General features: G+C 35.6%; 13 protein-coding genes. 9 read left to right on the top strand and 4 right to left on the bottom strand.

Annotation, left to right across the window (positions count from 1 at the left end; genetic code table 11):
* Nucleotides 1-6: 6 nt before the first annotated feature.
* Nucleotides 7-912, top strand: coding sequence for a gliding motility protein GldN (gldN, locus tag ACO05K_RS14410; protein WP_421945127.1), 906 nt, complete (start codon nucleotides 7-9; stop codon nucleotides 910-912).
* 138 nt (nucleotides 913-1,050) lie between these two features.
* On the opposite strand, the gene uvrC is transcribed toward gldN, so the two are convergent.
* From uvrC to ACO05K_RS14395, 3 genes are all read right to left on the bottom strand, one after another.
* Nucleotides 1,051-2,862: an excinuclease ABC subunit UvrC gene (gene uvrC / locus ACO05K_RS14405; protein ID WP_421945126.1), complete on the bottom strand. Its 1,812-nt coding sequence runs from the start codon at nucleotides 2,860-2,862 to the stop codon at nucleotides 1,051-1,053.
* Between the two features lie 207 nt (nucleotides 2,863-3,069).
* Complete coding sequence (locus tag ACO05K_RS14400) at nucleotides 3,070-5,292, bottom strand: transglycosylase domain-containing protein (RefSeq protein WP_421945125.1); 2,223 nt, start codon at nucleotides 5,290-5,292, stop codon at nucleotides 3,070-3,072.
* 67 nt (nucleotides 5,293-5,359) lie between these two features.
* Nucleotides 5,360-8,143: a tetratricopeptide repeat protein gene (locus ACO05K_RS14395; protein ID WP_421945124.1), complete on the bottom strand. Its 2,784-nt coding sequence runs from the start codon at nucleotides 8,141-8,143 to the stop codon at nucleotides 5,360-5,362.
* Between the two features lie 109 nt (nucleotides 8,144-8,252).
* On the opposite strand from ACO05K_RS14395, the gene ACO05K_RS14390 reads away from it, so the two are divergent.
* The 8 genes from ACO05K_RS14390 to atpG all read left to right on the top strand — a co-directional run bounded on the left by ACO05K_RS14390 (nucleotide 8,253) and on the right by atpG (nucleotide 14,572).
* Nucleotides 8,253-8,477, top strand: coding sequence for an AtpZ/AtpI family protein (locus tag ACO05K_RS14390; RefSeq protein WP_421945123.1), 225 nt, complete (start codon nucleotides 8,253-8,255; stop codon nucleotides 8,475-8,477).
* A 108-nt stretch (nucleotides 8,478-8,585) separates the two neighbouring features.
* The gene (locus tag ACO05K_RS14385) at nucleotides 8,586-8,975 is read left to right on the top strand and encodes a hypothetical protein (RefSeq protein ID WP_421945122.1); all 390 of its coding nucleotides are present in this window, start codon (nucleotides 8,586-8,588) and stop codon (nucleotides 8,973-8,975) included.
* Nucleotides 8,976-8,989: 14 nt separating this feature from the next.
* A complete protein-coding gene (gene atpB, locus ACO05K_RS14380; protein WP_421945121.1) occupies nucleotides 8,990-10,189 on the top strand; it encodes a F0F1 ATP synthase subunit A in 1,200 nt (399 codons plus the stop codon).
* 37 nt (nucleotides 10,190-10,226) lie between these two features.
* Nucleotides 10,227-10,433, top strand: coding sequence for an ATP synthase F0 subunit C (gene atpE, locus ACO05K_RS14375; protein ID WP_010601523.1), 207 nt, complete (start codon nucleotides 10,227-10,229; stop codon nucleotides 10,431-10,433).
* A gap of 91 nt (nucleotides 10,434-10,524) precedes the next feature.
* Nucleotides 10,525-11,019 (top strand): F0F1 ATP synthase subunit B, encoded by a 495-nt coding sequence (locus ACO05K_RS14370; protein WP_421945120.1) that lies wholly within the window; start codon nucleotides 10,525-10,527, stop codon nucleotides 11,017-11,019.
* Nucleotides 11,020-11,121: 102 nt separating this feature from the next.
* Nucleotides 11,122-11,661: a F0F1 ATP synthase subunit delta gene (atpH, locus tag ACO05K_RS14365; RefSeq protein ID WP_421945119.1), complete on the top strand. Its 540-nt coding sequence runs from the start codon at nucleotides 11,122-11,124 to the stop codon at nucleotides 11,659-11,661.
* Between the two features lie 266 nt (nucleotides 11,662-11,927).
* Complete coding sequence (atpA, locus tag ACO05K_RS14360) at nucleotides 11,928-13,502, top strand: F0F1 ATP synthase subunit alpha (RefSeq protein WP_421945118.1); 1,575 nt, start codon at nucleotides 11,928-11,930, stop codon at nucleotides 13,500-13,502.
* A 176-nt stretch (nucleotides 13,503-13,678) separates the two neighbouring features.
* Nucleotides 13,679-14,572, top strand: coding sequence for an ATP synthase F1 subunit gamma (atpG, locus tag ACO05K_RS14355; protein WP_421945117.1), 894 nt, complete (start codon nucleotides 13,679-13,681; stop codon nucleotides 14,570-14,572).
* A gap of 254 nt (nucleotides 14,573-14,826) precedes the next feature.
* Here the strand turns inward: atpG and ACO05K_RS14350 are convergent, their stop codons facing one another.
* Entirely contained in the window at nucleotides 14,827-16,278 is a 1,452-nt protein-coding gene (locus ACO05K_RS14350) for an IS1182 family transposase (RefSeq protein WP_421945116.1), read from the bottom strand.
* Between the last annotated feature and the right edge of the window lie 84 nt (nucleotides 16,279-16,362).

The raw sequence follows: 16,362 nt of genomic DNA, 5'->3' as shown, positions 1-16,362 counted from the left end.
AGAAAGATGAAAAGGATTTTAAGCTTAGCGGTTTTAGTTTTATCAACAGGATTGGTTTATGCACAGACGCCTTTAAAGAAAAAGGCGCCAGTACAGCAATCTGCGGGTAATACGGTTACTCCGGTTGATTCAGCTAAAAAAGTTTCAGTGAAGAAAAAACTGAAGGTTCCGCCAAAGGATGGTTTTTATGCTCGTAAGGATATAGATAGTACTGAAATGGTTCCTTTTGCTGATGTACGTGAGGAAGATGTGTTTTACGCAAAGCGTATCTGGAGAGAGATCGATTTAAGAGATACTGTTAATTCAGTTTTGAAATCGCCTAAATCAAGGTTAATTGATGTTCTTATAGCTTCTATAAAAGCAGAAGAATTAACCGCATATGCACCAATTGATAGTGCTTTAAATGAAGATGATGCATTTCATACTCCTTTAAGCGCTGATTCTGCTGCGAGAAACGCATTGGGTACTTCAGAAGTTTCAAATAATAAAACAGGAACTGTTACTACGGTTGTAAATGATTTTAATCCTGAATCATTTTTGAAATTCCGTGTAAAAGAAGATTGGATTTTCGATACAAAACGTGGAATTTTTGAGCCTCGTATTGTGGGTATCGCACCGTTAAAATACAACGAGATTTCAAAAGTTTGGCAACCGGTTTTTTGGGTTAGCTATGATGAATTGAGACCTATTATTGCTCATAAGAGGTTAATCAATACTAATAATGATGCCTCAACATTGAGTTTTGATGATTTCTTTATCCGTCGTTTATTTAGCAGTTACATTGTTAAAGAATCTAATCCGGGTGATAATAAGTTGAGAGATATTATTTCTGATCCAAGAGAAAGACTAATGGAGTCTGAAAGAATTAAAAGAGCAGTTCTTGATTACGAACAAGGACTTTGGGAATATTAAAAAGAAAGGCTTCGATTTTCATCGAAGCCCTTCTTTTTAGAGCAGACCCTCATTGCGAGGCACGAAGCAATCTTAAAGCGCAAGATAGTTAAGAACTCAAAATAAGATAACTTCGTACCTTTTTGATTTTGATAAATTTTAGATTGATTTATCCTGCTTAAAATAATCTAATAGCGTTACGGTTTGCTTTTTATTTAAAACTTCTGAAAGCTCCTTTTCTGTAGCTTCTTTAATCTTTTTAACCGACTTGAAATGTTTCAGCAACTTATCGGCAGTAGTTTTACCAATGCCTTCAATTTGCTCTAATTCTGTTTTTAAAGTGCCTTGGTCTCGTTTTTTTCTGTGGAAAGTAATTCCGAAACGGTGTGCCTCATCCCTTAACTGTTGAATCACTTTTAAGGTTTCTGATTTTTTATCCAAGTACAAAGGATAAGAATCGCCAGGATAGAATAATTCTTCTAGTCTTTTAGCAATGCCAATCACAGTAACCCGATTGTAAATTCCAAGGGTTTTTAAACTTTTAACTGCCGATGAAAGCTGCCCTTTACCGCCATCAATAATAATAAGTTGAGGCAATGGCTGGTCTTCATCCAACATTCGTCTGTAGCGCCTAAAAACGGCCTCTTCCATAGTTGCAAAATCGTTCGGGCCTTCTACCGTTTTAACATTAAAGTGTCGGTAATCTTTTTTAGAAGGTTTAGCATCTTTAAAAACAACTATTGCTGAAACCGGATATTTCCCTTGAAAGTTGGAGTTATCGAAACACTCAATATGTTTTGGCAACTGAGTTAAGCGTAAATCCTTCTGCATTGTTGTTAAAATGCGGTCAACTCTTAAATCAGGATTAAGCTTTTCGTACTGGTTAAGCTTTTCCTTTTTAAAGAAGAGCACGTTTTTTTGAGATAATTCTAAAAGCTTCTTTTTCTCGCCAAGTTTTGGAACCGTAAATCTCAGATTTTCATCTTGTAAAGAAAGTTCAAAAGGCACAATAATTTCCTTGGATGTACTATTGAATTTCGTTCTAAAATCCAGCATCGCTAAAGTTAAAATCTCATCGTCGCTTTCATCCAATTGCTTTTTAACTTCAATAGTTTGGGTTTGGATAATTGTACCATTCATCACCTTTAGGTAGTTTACAAAAGCGTAACGTTCATCAGATGCAATGCTTACCACATCAACATTCGTAATGGCACTATTTACAACGGTAGATTTACTTTGGTATTTCTCTAAAACTTCTAATCGCCTTGCATATTGATGCGCCATTTCGAAGTTTAACTCTTCAGATGATTTTTTGATAACACCCTTTACATCGCGGATAACGTTGCCAATTTTTCCATTTAAAATCTCCTTTATCTCGCCAATGTTTTTATCATAATCAGCTTCGCTTTGATAAGCCTGACAAGGTCCTTTGCAATTTCCAATTTGATATTCCAGGCAAACTTTAAACTTCCCTTCGGCAATATTTTTATCGTTTAAAGGTAAACTGCAAGTTCGTAAGGCGTAAGTTTCTTTAATTAAATCAAGAATGGTATGCATCATTCCAATCGAACCATAAGGACCAAAATAGGTGGAACCATCTTTTATTACCTTTCTGGTCCAATATATTCTTGGGAAATGCTCATTCTTTACAATTATCCAAGGGTAGGTTTTATCATCCTTTAAATTGATGTTAAACTTTGGTTGATGCTTTTTAATTAAACTGTTTTCAAGCAGCCAGGCATCAATTTCAGTATCTACAATGGTAAAAGTTATCTTCCTTATACGCGAAACAAGCACCCGTGTTTTACCGTTAAATTGGTTTTTATCCGTATTAAAATAAGAACCAACCCGATTTCTTAAATCTTTAGCTTTGCCAATATACATCAACTTTCCATCCACATCCCAATATTGGTAAACACCGGGTTTATGTGGAATTGCGGTTAATGCTGTTTTATGGTCGAAACTGCTCATTAATACAAATTAAGATTTTGCTAGGATTTTTTGTAGTGATTTAATTAAAATTTGGGCGTGCCCCCAAGCTACGCAAGGGGTCAGGCTATTCGCTTCAAGTCCGCTCCCGATGAAACCTGTGAAACAATCAATCATACCTTTTAAAAATATGGTTCAATGCTTTAAATCGGGATTGCGGGCTTTCCGCTTCTATCCTTCACGCAAAACCTAGAAGCCTAACTTTTCGTCAAGCTCTGTGGTTCCTTCTTCTTGTTGCTGGTATTGGTTGCAGTCAAATACAATCGAAACACCCGATTTTGGGGCTTCAAAATCAGCATGACTAATCTTCAATTTAGGGTTTGCATAAACACGTTTAATAAAACCAGCAAAAATAGGCAGCGCAGTATTTGCACCTTCACCTTGACTAGTGCTAATAAAGTGAAAAGCACGATCTTCACAACCAGTCCAAACGCCTGTTACCAATTGTGGAGTAATTGCCATAAACCAACCATCGGAGTTGTTTTGCGTTGTACCTGTTTTACCACCAATTGGAGCATTAACTTTGTACTTGTTTATTAGCCTGTAGCCAGTACCACTTGTTACTACACCTTTAAGCATTCTGGTCATCACATAAGCAACTTCCTCGCTCATTATTGGTTTTGGTATTGGTTTTTGAGAAAATAAAACAACACCATTTTTATCTTCAATTCTTAATAAATAAACTGGTTTTGTATATACACCCTTATTTGCGAAAGCTCCATAGGCGCCAACCATATTATAAATAGAGGAATCAAACGTACCTAAAGAAATTGAAGGGTAAGCAGGAACATTTGGTATTCCCATTTTAGTTGCCAGTGTTGAAACTGCAACAGGACCAACTTGTTTCATTAAATAAGCTGTAACATAGTTTTGCGAATAAGCTAAAGCCTTCTGCAAGGTAATTGAACCTTCTAATGGTTTGCCGGAAGATCTTGGTGTCCACGGGTCGCCATAACCTTCAATTGTTACAGGCGTATTCGGAACAGTTAAGCAAGGAGAATAGCCGTTCTCAATAGCAACTGCGTAGGTGAAAGGTTTCGCAGTTGAACCAACTTGTCGGGTTCCCATTTTCACTTGATCGTATTTGAAATGCTCGTAGTTAATACCGCCAACCCAAGCTTTAACATAACCTGTTGATGGGTCCATACTCATCATCGCGTTGCGCAAAAGCATTTTGTAATACCGAACGGAATCAATTGGTTTCATAGTAGTATCAACATTTCCTTTCCAGGTAAAAATGGTTAACTGTGTTGGCGTATTGAAATCAGTTTTAATTTCCTCATCAGTTTTGCCTTCTAATTTTAAAGATTTATAACGGTCAGAGCGTTTTATACCTTGTTCAATTTGCAAAGCTTTGTCTTTAAATGGATTTCGTCCTTTCCAACTATTTGTAAATTGTGCTTGAAGCGTTTTCATGTACTCTTTTTGAGCTGCTTCAGCGTATTCCTGCATATCGTAATTAATGGTTGTGTAGATTTTTAAACCATCTCTATCCAAATCGTAAGTTGTTCCATCAGGTTTTGTAATTCCCTGTTCTTCAAAAATATTTTTAATATCAGCTTTTAATACCGACCTAAAATACGGCGCAATACCATCATTAACGGTTGCAGCATTAAAATGCAAACCAAGTGGTTTTTCCTTTTCAGTCTCAAACTGTTGTTGAGTTAAATGGTCAGATTTTACCATCATAGCCATTACCGTATTCCTGCGGGCTTTTGAGCGTTCAGGGTTTCGGGTAGGCGAGTACATTGTAATTCCTTTTTGCATACCAACCAAGGTTGCCGCTTCGGTAATGCTTAATTTATCTGGTGTTGTGTTAAAATAAACCCTAGCAGCCGATTTAATTCCGTAAGCCTGATTACCAAAATCTACCGTGTTTAGGTACATGGTAATAATTTCTTCTTTGGTGTAATTGCGCTCCAATTTAACCGCTACTACCCATTCTTTAAACTTTTGCATTACGCGTTTAAAGAAATTGCGCTCTCTTCCTTCCTCAGAAAATAAATTAAGTGCCAATTGTTGCGTTATGGTACTTCCACCTTGTTTTTTGCCAATTAAATTGTATCCAATAATTGTAAAGGTTCTTTGAAAATCTATGCCCGAATGGTCTTTGAAACGAGTGTCTTCTGTTGCAATTAAGCTATTTATTACATTTGGTGAAATCTCTTTATAAGTAACATTAGAGCGATTTTGAACAAAATAGGTACCCAATGGTCTTCCATCTTCAGCAATAATTTCTGAAGCCTGATTACTTTTTGGGTGTTCAATATCTCTAAATGATGGTAAACTTCCGAAAAGCCCAAATCCAAGCATTGAAATAAATATGGCAAAGATTGCAATCCCTCCGATTACAATTTTCCATATTCTTAAATTATATCTTTTAATATCAGCTTCTGAAATAGATTTTTTCATCCGTGTGTTTTTATTTTTAATGTGATGAAGTTGGTTTTTCTATCATTCAAAAAACCTTTTATTCACCTTAATAATTGTTTTTGTAAAACTCGAGATATTCGTTAATGCGACTTCTATCGGTTAGCTTTTCAAAATTTTCTTTACTAATTATAAAGCTCTTATACTTTGTAACCGGAACTTTCATTATGTTTTTTAGCTGCCCTTTTATGCTTTCCTCATAAATTTTGGCATCTTCCAAATCAACAAAACTGGTTACGTAAATAAGTTGGTCATCATCTAACTCTACCAATTTATGGGCCAAATCGTTATCAGGATAATTACCTCTGTTAAACTGTCCAACTCCGTATCTCGAAGAGCTCAAAGTTAAGGAAGCATCTGCAACATCTATAACATAATAATAAGTATTTGAGGTAGCGGTGCTAAAAATGCTCGCTGGTTTACTTTCTATAGGCTTAATAGTTGCAGTCGGTTCAACTTGTTTATCAGCTGGTTTAGTAACAGTTTTAGGCTGTTTATTGTCAGCAGCATTAATATTTTCAATCGGCTTAGGTTTATTGTCGGCAATTGGATTTTGAGCCACAAATCTGGGTTCATTTGAATCAAAATCAATTAATGCCACAGGTCTTTGCTTAAATTCGGCCAGGTTTGCATCAATGTATTTCAAATGATCGCGAACCAATGGAACGATAATTAAATCATTCGGATAAAGTGTTGTAATCGAATTAAATTCGGTAAGCAAAGCATCAACTTTCGAAGTTCTGCCAATTGCAATTGCTTTTAAATAAGCGTATTGAGGCGCTAAATCGCTATTTGGATAGGCCAGAAGGTTTTCATTTACTTGTTTAACAACATTGCCATAATCTTTGCGGGCATAATTATCAAAAACCTTATTGTACTGCTCATTAATGATATTTTCTAATTGATCTTGTTTAGCTGAATAAGCAGGGTCGAGAATACTTTTAGCGAAATTACTTTCTGGAAATTTATTTAAAACCTGTTGTCTGTACTCGTTTGATTTTCCAGCTTCAGTATCTTTATAATTTAGATAAAGACTGTAGTAGATTGCAGCCAGATGGTTGTTCTCAGGATATCTTTTTAGCAATTCAAGGTAAACCCGATTTGCTTCAGGGATATCATTTAATTCCTGCTGATAGAAACTTGCAATTTCAAAATAAGCATCGATAATTTTTTGATTAGATGCGGCAAGCAATTCTGGAGTCACTGGTAAGTTATCTATAAACTGTTTTTCAATCGAAGTTTGCGAATTATCAGTAGATGTATTTTGAGCGTTTGATGGATTAATTCCAGTCGCCACATTACTACCTGCTAAAACCTGATTGTTATCTTGTGCAGATGAGCGAGCACTTTGGCGCCAATTATCTTCGAGTTGACGGTTTCCCCAACGTTTTTTGAAATCGGCAAAACCATTGCTAATTGCTGCGCTGTTGTTAAAATAGAAAGTATTGCCTGTGCCGTTTGGTAAATTTGGATTTAACGATTGGTTAGGGGATGCAATATTACTCAGTAAATCGTTTCCTGTAGGATTTGAAGGGTTAGATACTTCAACTTTTGGGCGTAAGTAATCTTTTACTTTTGCCATTCTTTCACCTTCAGACAAACGAGAAATAAATTGTGCAGTGTCTTCTTTCGAGATTAGCGTATATCTATCTACTAGGTATTGCAGGTTGTTTGTTTTTTTAACAATGTTATCATAATCTGCAAAGTTTTTAGGTAAAATCGTTACTGCACTATCATAATAAAGCTTTGCCCTGATGTAATTTTTAAATTCCTTGAAATTTAAATCAGCAACCTTTAAGTATGATAAGGCTTTTTGGTTCTGGTTTCTGGTACTTTTTTGAATAGATTTTTGATAATTTTCTTCAGCCTTTACCAAATTACCTTCAGTGTAGAAAAGTTCTCCAACCTGATAATAAATCTGGTCGGTATAATCGAAGTTCTTATCGTCTTTCAGTAGAGCAAGCAAAGCTTGTTCTTCATTAATTTTGTAACCGCTTATTATTGCCCTAAGTTTTATGCGGTTTAAATTTGCATGAAAATACATTTCGAAAGGTGCATTGCTATTCTCTACTTTAGTAAAGTTGATAAATGCATTTTGATAATCTTTTTCCTTTTCTTGAAGTTGAGCAAGGATGTATTGCCACCTGATACGCAGTTGCTTTTCAGGAGCCAACCTTATTGCATTCTGTAAAAGTAAAATTGCTTCGTTGTTTCTCTTTTGATAAATACGCATTTGCGCTGTTGTAGCTAATGGCTCAGCTATATCTTTTTTGAGATCATCTGCTGCCCGCAACATGGTATCTAAAATTTTATCGGCAACAACCATATTATTTAGTTGCATCTGGCTTCTGGCTTTCCAGTTCATAGCCATTACAAATGTTTTTAAGTTGTTGTTATAAGTTTTTGCTACATAATCAAAATATTCTGATGAGATAAAATAATTTCCTTTTAGGTAATTAGCTTTGCCCATCAACATGTAAGAATCATCAATATAATTACTAAAGCTTTTTTCGTTGATTATGGTTTGCCCTTTGAAAATAACCTCATCTAATTGTTTGTTCTCAATTCCTGGTGTTAAAACTAAATTAACCTGAGGTTCAGGATCTAAATAAACCTGTAAAATTTGCCCATAATTATCTGCATAACTTTGTAAAAGCGTCTCATTGTATTCGGTAAGCAAAACATTTGAGTTATATATATAGTTATACCTTGCCGTAAGGTTTTGCATCTTACGGTCGATGGCTGTATTTTTATTGGCAACGCAGCCATAAAGAAATAATAAGCCAAAAAATAAAAGGAAGGGAGATAAAGTTTTGCCGGTATGTTTTTTCAAGTATTAATAATTGCTTTAGTTGTATATACAATTAACAAAATGTACGTAAAATTATTTTATTTAGCTATACATTTAATTTATCAAAGTTAACTATTTATTATATTAAAAAATGGATAAACCTGAAGACAACGGTAATGGGAAAAAGCTTAATGGAGTAGCAAAATATTCTGCTATTGGCTTTCAAATGATAGCTACGATTGGATTGTTAACTTTTATTGGTTATAAAATTGATGAGCATCAAAAAAACGAATCGAATATTATTACTGCAATTTTTGCTTTAGTTGGTGTTGCCTTGGGTTTATACCAGGCGATAAGGCAAATTACAAAACCATAAATCTAAAATTGATAAATTTTCAATAATTCAAATGTTGAGGTAGTTACTTGATTTTAAAAATCTTATCTTTGCAGAAGTTTAAAATAAGTTAAAAATATCTATCTGCAATTGACTCTAACCAAATTTACCAGCTATTACTTTATTCTTATTGGTTTGCTAATTGGCCTGGCTATAGTTATGCCCTTAATTTTACCTGGATTTCAAATTCTAGTGGGTAGTTTTTGGTTAATTTTTGGGTTTTTAGCCGGTATTACTTATATCGCTTATTTATTAGCTTACATGGGGATAAACAGAAATCCTGAAGCCGGAGTTATGGCTATTTTAGGCTCTGTAATTTTGAAGATGATTTTTTGTATGGCTTTTGTGCTGATTTACAGTATAAATACAAAGGAAAACGGCGTTCTCTTTGTTGTAAATTTTTTTTCTCTTTATTTATTGTTTACAGCCTTTGAAATGTACTGTTTGTTACGTAACTTGCGCCACCAAAATTTAAAGTAAAAAACTGCCAATAAATGGATTTTAACCGAGTTTTTATGTCGAAAGTTGTTAAGGTAATTGTTGTTTTTACGCTTTTAACAGCGTTTTTATCTATCAAAAATAATACTTTCGCTCAAGTTGATAGCGTTAATTCTCTACCTGTAGATACTGCTGTAGCTGCTACTCATGAAGCAGGTGCTGTTGTTAATCATGCTGAAGCTCATGAGGAAAAAGAAAAAGGTTTTGATATCACATCATTCATTTTTCACCACATTAGCGATAGTCACTTTTTTACACTTTTTGGTCATGGAGAACATGGTGTAACTTTACACTTGCCGATTATACTTTGGACTAACAACGGTTTAGTTACTTTTAGTTCATCTGATTTTAAATTTAACGACGACGGAACTCAGGTTGTTGAAAAAGATGGTCAGAGGTTTGCGATTGCCCATAACAAAATCTATTATGCAAATGCAACTGCGAATGAGCATGGTGCTTTTGTATCTCACGAAGTTAAAGATGGTGCTGAAGTTGTAACAAACGCTCGTCCTCTTGATTTCTCAGTTACTAAAAACGTTTTCAGTATGCTTTTATCAGTAGTATTATTGGTAATTGTTTTCACTACTGTAGCATCATCATACAAAAAAAGAAATGGTAAAGCCCCAAAAGGATTGCAATCTTTCTTAGAGCCGATTATCATATTTGTTCGTGATGATATTGCTAGGCCAAACTTGGGTCATAAGTACGCTGCTTTTATGCCGTATTTATTATCAGTGTTTTTCTTTATTTGGTTAAACAATATTTTAGGTTTAGTTCCATTCTTTCCGGGTGGTGCAAACGTAACTGGTAACATTGCTTTAACAATTGTTTTAGCAGGCTGTACATTTTTAATTATTACATTTAAGGGTAACAAATACTATTGGGGTCACATTCTTAATCCTCCTGTGCCTTGGTGGTTAAAACCGTTAATGATTCCTGTTGAGATTTTTGGTATTTTCACTAAGCCAATCGCACTTGCAATCAGGTTATTTGCAAACATTACTGCTGGTCACATCTTGGTAATGTCTTTATTATGCTTAATTTTTATTTTTAATTCACTTTGGATTGCTCCAGCTTCAATTTTCTTTGCCGTATTTATTGGCTTAATTGAGTTTTTGGTAGCGTTTATCCAGGCGTTTATATTTACTATTCTTTCGGCCTTATTTATTGGTATGGCTGTAGAAGAACACCATTAAGAACATTATTGTTAAATTAATATAAATAAATCAGAAAATGACTGGAACATTAGCTGCAATCGGCGCAGGCTTAGCTGCAATAGGCGCTGGATTAGGTATCGGTAAAATTGGTGGTTCTGCAATGGAATCTATTGCTCGTCAACCAGAAGCCGCTTCAAAAATTCAAACTGCTATGCTTATTGCTGCAGCCTTTATCGAGGCGGTTGCTTTATTCGCAGTAGTAGTTTCTTTGATCGCAAAATAATCAAAGAAAAACTTAATACAAGAACCTTTTCGGGATTGCCGTTAAGGTTCTTGTTTAAATTATGTAGTAAAAAGAATATTAATTATATAAGATGGATTTATTAGTTCCTGAAATTGGCTTGTTGGTATGGAATACCATTGCGTTTTTATTATTGGTGTTTTTGTTAGGTAAATTTGCCTGGAAACCAATTATGAAAGCTATCCACGAGCGTGAGCAAAGCATTGATGATGCTTTAAACAAAGCGGAGTTAGCTAAACAAGAAATGGCTCGTTTAACTAGTCAAAACCAAGATTTGATGCAACAAGCACGTGCTGAACGTGATGAGATTTTGAAAGAAGCTAAAACTTTAAAGGATAGCATTTTAAACGAAGCTAAAAAACAAGCTCAGGTTGAAGGTGCTAAATTAATCGAGAAAGCTAAAATCGAAATCGAAAACCAAAAGAAAGTGGCTTTGGCTGAAGTTAAGGGTCAGGTTTCTTCTTTATCATTAGAAATTGCTGAACGTGTTTTACGTACGCAGTTAGATGATAAAACCAAGCAGGAAGCTTTAGTGGCTAACTTGTTAAAAGACGTTGAATTAAACTAAGTTATAAGTACTACGTTTTAAGTTTTAAGTATTGGGCTTATAGTTAGGGTTACGCCGTAATTATAACTTACAACTTATAACTTACAACTTACAACTCAAAATATGTCAGAAATTAAAGTTGCAGGCAGATACGCCAAATCATTAATCGACTTAGCTGTTGAAAACAACGGTTTAGCTGAATCGTACAATGATATGGTTTTGTTTGAAAAAGTGGTTGATGAAACTCCTGAGCTAGAAGCGATATTAAAGAACCCAATTGTACCTTTAGATAAAAAGGTTGGTATTTTGAATGGTGTTTTTGCTGATAAGGTAGGTAAACTAACACTTACTTTTTTCAAAATTGTGGTGAATAAAGGCCGTTCGGCAATCTTATTTGCTACTGCAAAACAGTTTATTAAACAATACAACGAAATAAAAGGAATTGTTACTGCTGATGTTACTTCGGCAACTGTTTTAAGTGCTGAAGCTAAAGCACAGATTATTGAAACGGTAAAAAAAGAAATGGGTGCTAATGAGGTTATTGTTAATGAAAAAATTGACGAAAAACTAATTGGTGGTTTTATTTTAAAAGTTGGTGATAAACAGTTTGATGCAAGTATTGCCAGCGGATTAAATAAACTTAAAAAGGAATTTGCTGCGTAGGAGTATAAAGTAGTTAGTATCAAGTATCAAGTATCAGGTATCAAGTATCAAGTATCAAGATTGGGTTTGGAAACTGAAAACAGTAAACTGGTAATTAAATTTGAGGGATACTGAATTAACAAAAGAACTACAGCATTAAATAATATAAACCCGATTGGCAGCGGCAGGCTTTGAAGCTGAAAGCAAAAAGACTAAAGCAGAAAGCGGGACTGGAAAAACAAAAGAATTACAAGATTTACATTTACAAAAAGATATAAATTAAAATTATGGTAGAGGTAAGACCAGACGAAGTATCGGCAATTATCAGACAGCAATTGGCGGGCTTCAAATCAGAAACCGAACTGGAAGAAGTTGGTACCGTGTTGCAAGTGGGCGACGGTATTGCCCGTGTTTACGGTTTAACTAAAGTTCAATCGGGTGAGTTGGTTGAATTTGCAAACGGCCTGCAAGGCATTGTATTAAACCTTGAAGAAGATAACGTTGGTGTGGTACTTTTAGGTGCTTCTGACGGTATTAAAGAAGGTGATACAATTAAACGTACTAAAAAAATTGCCTCTATTAAAGTTGGTGAAGGTATGCTTGGCCGCGTAGTGAACACTTTAGGTGAGCCTTTAGATGGTAAAGGTCCAATCTTGGGTGAAACTTACGAAATGCCTTTAGAGCGTAAAGCACCTGGTGTAATTTATCGTCAGCCGGTAAATGAGCCTTTACAAACTGGTATTAAAGCAATCGATGCAATGATTCCAATTGGTCGTGGTCAACGTGAGTTGGTTATTGGCGACCGTCAGATTGGTAAAACTGCTGTTTGTATCGATACCATTATTAACCAAAAAGAATTTTATGAAGCAGGCCAGCCTGTGTTCTGTATTTATGTAGCCATCGGTCAGAAAAACTCTACCGTTGCAAACATTGTACGTACACTAGAGGAAAACGGCGCTTTACCATATACAGTTGTTGTTGCTGCTTCGGCTGCTGACCCTGCTCCAATGCAGTTCTACGCTCCGTTTGCAGGTGCTGCAATTGGTGAGTTTTTTCGTGATACGGGTAGACCAGCTTTAATTGTTTATGATGATTTATCTAAACAAGCTGTTGCTTATCGTGAGGTATCTTTATTACTTCGTCGTCCACCGGGCCGTGAGGCTTATCCAGGTGACGTTTTCTACTTACACAGTCGTTTGTTAGAAAGAGCTGCGAAAATTAACGCGAATGATGATATCGCTAAAGACATGAATGATTTACCAGAATCGATTAGACATATCGTTAAAGGTGGTGGTTCATTAACAGCTTTACCAATTATCGAAACACAAGCGGGTGACGTTTCTGCATACATTCCAACTAACGTAATTTCGATTACTGATGGTCAGATTTTCTTGGAGTCGAACTTGTTCAACTCAGGTATTCGTCCGGCTATTAACGTAGGTATTTCGGTATCACGTGTGGGTGGTAATGCTCAAATTAAATCGATGAAGAAAGTTGCTGGTACTTTAAAGTTAGACCAGGCGCAATACCGCGAGTTAGAGGCTTTCTCTAAGTTCGGTTCTGATTTGGATGCTGCAACAAAATCTGTTTTAGATAAAGGAGCACGTAACGTACAAATGTTAAAACAAGCACAGTTTACTCCTTTTACAGTAGAGAAACAAGTTGCTATCGTTTATGCTGGTACTAAAAACTTAATGCGTAGCGTACCAGTTGATAAAGTAAAAGAATTCGAAACTGAATATTTAACTCAATTGGAAATGCGTCATCCAGAAACTTTAGCGGCATTAAAAGCTGGTAAATTTGATGATACCATTACTGGTGTTTTAGATACAGTAGCAAAAGAGATTTCAAGTAAATACTAATAAGTATAAAGTAATTAGTATCAAGTATCAAGACAAAGCTTTGTGCCTAATCTTGCTACTTGTTAATGATGAAATAAAATAGATTAATTAGATACAGGTTAGTGAGTTTCAAATATTAACACAGGATGAAAATCCAATCTTGATACTTGATACTTAATACTCGATACTAAAAAAGAATGGCTAATTTAAAAGAAGTAAGAAACCGGATTGCATCGGTACAATCAACCCAGCAAATTACCAAAGCTATGAAAATGGTTTCGGCGGCTAAGTTGAAACGTGCTACCAATGCAATTATCGCTTTACGTCCTTATGCAACTAAGTTGAAAGAGATTTTAGGAAATCTTTCGGCAAGTTTAGAAGGTTCTTCATCGCCTTTTATTCAAGAGCGTGAACCTAATAAGGTTTTAATTGTAACAGTATCATCAAACCGTGGTTTGGCTGGTGCTTTCAACATGAACGTAATTAAAGCGGCCAATAATTTAATTGCTGAGAAATATAGCGAACAATTCAAAAACGGAAACGTAAGCATTATTTCTATCGGTAAAAAAACACAAGATTTTTACGAGAAACGTAAGTACAACGTTATTGGTAACAACAACGAAGTATATGCCGCGTTAACTTTTGAAAACGTTACTAAAATTACGGATGCAATTATGGCTGGCTTTTTAAAAGGCGAGTTTGATAAAGTGGAAGTAGTTTACAATCGTTTTAGAAACGCAGCCGTTCAGTATATTACTACCGAGCAATTGTTGCCTTTACCAAAGGTTGAAGAAGTTGTAGAAACAAAAGCAGATAAAAAAACTGCCAATGTTGATTACATTTTAGAGCCATCTCAAGAAGAAATTGTAGAGCAATTAATTCCAAAATCAATCAAAATTCAGTTATATAAAGCGGTGTTAGATTCTCACGCATCTGAGCATGGCGCACGTATGACATCAATGGATAAAGCAACTGAAAACGCTGGTGAGTTATTGAAAGCCTTGAAACTTTCTTACAACCAGGCTCGTCAGGCAGCAATTACAACTGAGTTAACTGAGATTGTAAGTGGTGCAGCAGCATTGAACGGATAATTAGAATTGTCATCCTGAGCTTGTCGAAGGATTAAATATAAAAACCCATTTCTTAGTTGGAGGGCACTGAAAAAGTAGACTTAAAAATGGTCTATAAAAAGATTAGCGGATGGGTAGGTTATAAGATCTCCATCCGCTTTTTGTTTTTTGAGTATTTTTATATTTTTACGGGGCCCAATCTATTGAGATTTCTCGCCGAATTCTGGTATTTTATGGTTGTTTTTAGGATATTTTGTGGCAATGATGATCCCGCTTTAGAATTTGAGGATTCTTTTAAGATTTACTACGAATATCGCAAGTGCACCTTGCATTTTCATGCTTTCAAGGCCATAGGAATTTGCTCTGTCATATCCATGAACATTTTTCAATTCACTATTTTTCGCCTCAATTTTATATCTGTGTTTTGACTTTTCCCTGAAGTACTCGCTTTGTTGGAATATTTCCTGCTCTTTGTGCTCATCTGGTTTTATTGCGACCGAGTAAGTCCTGCTTTTGGCTTCCGATTTATAGCAGCCATCTCTTAGCGGGCATACTTTGCATTTTTCGATATCGAAATAATAGGTCATCATCTGGTTTTTCCTGTCTACCTTTTTGCCCTGCACCCGTTTATACATAGCCAGGTGCCCTGCGGGGCATACGAACATATCTGCATCTTTATTGTAATCAAACTTTTCTTCCTCTTTTCTGGTACCATGAGTAATAGCAGGGTTCATCCTGGCAACTATCTTAACCTTATTTCCGTTCAAACCCTTAAGCTTAAGGTTGTTCTTGCCAGCATAGGCTGCATCATCTATAATAGTATCCACCTCCATTCCGTTTGACTGTGTCTGACCCAATAATTTTGGTAGCTCAGGACCATCTCCTTTCTCTCCGGAGGTAACAACAGCTGCTGTTATGATACGCTCCTCTGTCATTGCCAAATGAGTTTTGTAACCAAAAAAGCTACTATCAGCGGTTTTGTGTCCGACTCTGGCATCCATATCTTTGGATAAGGTGTAGTTATCCTGGGTATCTTCTACTGTTTCTTTTAAGAGGTTTAGCTTCTCTTTCACTGCAGGAATTTCACTTAATGCTTCATCAGACTCGATAACTTTTTGTAATTCCTTGCAGTATTCTATTTCTTTAAGAATATCATTTGAATCATTTTTCTCAGGCATCTGACCCTTGAAGTCATCATCCATTAGGTACACTGCTTTTCGAAGCAGTTTTGAGCGTTGCCTGAGTACTTCAATAGGTGAATATGGATTGGATCTGGAAAGTGAATGTGTCGCATCGACAATGATGGACCTGGATTTAATAATGCCTTTTTCCAATGCAAGGGAAACAGTTTTACCAATTAGAAGGTTTAAAAGATCCATGTCCTTGAGGCGGAGCTTTCGGAACTTGGTCAATGAGCTTGAATTGATCACATCCTCCTCCGGGGACATCTCCAGGAAATATTTGAAGGACATATCATAGCGGGAACGTTCTACCACATCAACATCTGAAACCGTATAAATTGTTTTCAGCAATAAGTATTTAAACATGCGTACCGGACTCTCAGCATTACGCCCGTTGTCCGGGCAGTATTTATCCAGAAGCTCATCATATATAAAACCAAAATCTATAAGCTCATTAATCTTGCGCAGTAAGTTCTCTTTGGGAACAATCAGGTCATAAAGCCTGGAAAACTCGCTAAACTGGATTTTTTGTTGTTGAAGAAGCATCTTAAAAGCAGTAATAATATACCTTTAAAATACAAAAAAAGGAGCAGAAAAACTAGTTTTCTACTCCTTTTGTCCTTTTCAATT

Origin of the sequence: Pedobacter sp., assembly GCF_965227205.1 — a bacterium.
GTDB lineage: Bacteria > Bacteroidota > Bacteroidia > Sphingobacteriales > Sphingobacteriaceae > Pedobacter.
Note: the sequence above shows the minus strand (reverse complement) of the source record. Positions and strands in the feature narration are given on the sequence as shown.

Bases quoted from the DNA above. Each gene is read 5' to 3' on its own strand.
- gldN (WP_421945127.1), top strand. From the start codon at position 7: ATGAAAAGGATTTTAAGCTTAGCGGTTTTAGTTTTATCAACAGGATTG.
- uvrC (WP_421945126.1), bottom strand. From the start codon at position 2,862: ATGAGCAGTTTCGACCATAAAACAGCATTAACCGCAATTCCACATAAA.
- ACO05K_RS14400 (WP_421945125.1), bottom strand. From the start codon at position 5,292: ATGAAAAAATCTATTTCAGAAGCTGATATTAAAAGATATAATTTAAGA.
- ACO05K_RS14390 (WP_421945123.1), top strand. From the start codon at position 8,253: ATGGATAAACCTGAAGACAACGGTAATGGGAAAAAGCTTAATGGAGTA.
- atpB (WP_421945121.1), top strand. From the start codon at position 8,990: ATGGATTTTAACCGAGTTTTTATGTCGAAAGTTGTTAAGGTAATTGTT.
- atpE (WP_010601523.1), top strand. From the start codon at position 10,227: ATGACTGGAACATTAGCTGCAATCGGCGCAGGCTTAGCTGCAATAGGC.
- ACO05K_RS14370 (WP_421945120.1), top strand. From the start codon at position 10,525: ATGGATTTATTAGTTCCTGAAATTGGCTTGTTGGTATGGAATACCATT.
- atpH (WP_421945119.1), top strand. From the start codon at position 11,122: ATGTCAGAAATTAAAGTTGCAGGCAGATACGCCAAATCATTAATCGAC.
- atpA (WP_421945118.1), top strand. From the start codon at position 11,928: ATGGTAGAGGTAAGACCAGACGAAGTATCGGCAATTATCAGACAGCAA.
- atpG (WP_421945117.1), top strand. From the start codon at position 13,679: ATGGCTAATTTAAAAGAAGTAAGAAACCGGATTGCATCGGTACAATCA.
- ACO05K_RS14350 (WP_421945116.1), bottom strand. From the start codon at position 16,278: ATGCTTCTTCAACAACAAAAAATCCAGTTTAGCGAGTTTTCCAGGCTT.